We start from the raw sequence: 2,010 nt of genomic DNA, 5'->3' as shown, positions 1-2,010 counted from the left end.
GTGTAAAAGGGGGATTCGAGCTGGTAATTTTAACTGGCCCGAATTGATCACCGGTAATACGCCTCAGTCGGCCCCAAACGCAAATCAGGTAACGAGTTGCTGGATGGATATACCTATTCACCAGAAAATGAAAGTTAGCGAAATTGAGAACATAATTTCGGTCATTAGGGAGCATTTGTGAGCAGGTTGGTTATAAGCGAAGAACGGGTTGCTAGGAATCGATTATTGGCATCATTGTATCGGATGCTTTATAGCGAAACTCCCACCGCAGAGAAATATAGGAGGGGTGGTCCATGGATCTAAATGTTTTGGATTCCAGCGACCGGTACCGAGCTCTGTGTTCAGAGTGTTTAACGATTCCCCTGTTTTCTCAGGCATGGTGGCTTGATGCAGTTGCCGGCCCACAGAATTGGAGTGCCGTGTTAGCACTGAAAAATGATGAGATCGTCGGCTCGCTTCCTTATGTTTGGTCTAAGTTCTGGGGTAAAAAATTACTAACTCAACCACGATTGACTCAGACCCTTGGTCCCTGGGTGCGCCCGAGTAACGCCAAATATGCCAATGCACTGGCGATGGAGAAAGATATTCTCGGTGCTCTCGCCGACGGGTTACCGCCGTTCGACTGGTATCGACAGAGCTGGGATAGTGCGCGTTCGAACTGGTTGCCCTTTCATTGGCGTGGATATAAGCAGAGTACGCGGTACACCTATGTTTTGCCCGACATCTCAAATAGTGAGGAGCTTTGGTCTGGGTTGCAGAGGGATATTCGCGGGAATATTCGAAAAGCCGAAACAAGGTTCGGGGTTCGCACTCGAATTAGTGAAGATATTGGGGAACTCATTCCAGTATTGCGCAAGACCTTTGAACGACAGGGTAAACCACTTCCGTATTCCGAGCAGTTTCTTCACAGCCTTGATCAGTCTGCCGCCGCAGTAAATAAAAGAGCGATTATCTTAGGCGAGGATGCAGAGGGAAAGCTTCATGCCGGAACTTACATTGTTTGGGAGGGCGACACTGCGTATCAATTGCTGAATGGATATGATCCCGACCTTCGACAAAGCGGTGCAGGTAGTCTTTGTGTCTGGTCGGCGATTCAAGAAGCATCAAAGTACGCAATACGTTATGACTTTGAAGGTTCCATGTTAGAGCCTGTTGAGCGCTTCTTTAGGGCATTTGGCGCTATGCAGGTACCTTACTTTAGCGTAGAGCGCACAGATTCTAGATTTCTCCAGGCCGGGTTTTGTATGCGCGAGATTCTTCGCAAAGCGCCGTAAATCCAATGTTGGTCCTTAGTGCATAATCAAATTCAATGGTTCAGGTTTCTACGTCGTCTGTGAAAACTAAGCATTTCAATTGGACTCCGATGCCCCACAAGAGTAAGCATTCAAAGCAGCGTAGGTTAGTCTACTAATGTATACGGAAAACGCACTCCTTTGGTTAGAGACATTATTTTTCGAGCGCTTTGGTGCCCAATTTTCTCTAAAAGAGGCAGAAGATTCATTGGTTTTAAATATGCCAGAACGTTTGGGGCGAGTAATTTTTGATCGACTTGAGCCGATGTTTCATCAGTCTAGTTCAGGTTTTCCAGTTGATCACTGGGATGCAGAATCCGAGGGCTTTGTTGTATGCATTGATTCGAAGATTCCTGCACCAGGCAGTCATAAGCTCTCTTTGCCGCTAGTAGACTATTCCCATAGGGAAGCAAGGGTTCACTTTGACATAATTGGCCTGACCTACTGGATGCTCACCCGCAAAGAAGAAATAGGGAGAAAAGATCTCGACAACCACTACCGTTTCCCGGCGACCTCATCCCACGCCTTCCAGCATGACTATCTCGAGCGTCCAATAGTTGATGAATGGCTAAATATACTGGGACAGATCATTCAGCGTGTGTGGCCACAACTCGAACTCAAAAAGCATAACTTTGAGGTGAAGGTTTCCCATGATGTAGATAGCCCGGCCCGGTATGCATTTCAGAAGCCACGGCGCCTGCTTCGTACTGTAGGTGGC

At 47.4% G+C, this 2,010-nt stretch carries 3 protein-coding genes; all 3 read left to right on the top strand.

The features are described from left to right. Positions 1 to 181: hypothetical protein (locus ACN0IC_RS15175; protein WP_416879595.1), on the top strand; the 181-nt coding region annotated here is incomplete at its 5' end. Positions 182 to 293: 112 nt separating this feature from the next. Continuing rightward, positions 294 to 1,274, top strand: coding sequence for a GNAT family N-acetyltransferase (locus ACN0IC_RS15170; RefSeq protein ID WP_041332450.1), 981 nt, complete (start codon positions 294 to 296; stop codon positions 1,272 to 1,274). 136 nt (positions 1,275 to 1,410) lie between these two features. Then, a partial coding sequence (locus tag ACN0IC_RS15165) for a DUF7033 domain-containing protein (protein WP_416879594.1) occupies positions 1,411 to 2,010 on the top strand: 600 nt, incomplete at its 3' end.

Source organism: Litorimonas sp. (assembly GCA_029936425.1).
GTDB lineage: Bacteria > Pseudomonadota > Alphaproteobacteria > Caulobacterales > Maricaulaceae > Litorimonas.
Note: the sequence above shows the minus strand (reverse complement) of the source record. Positions and strands in the feature narration are given on the sequence as shown.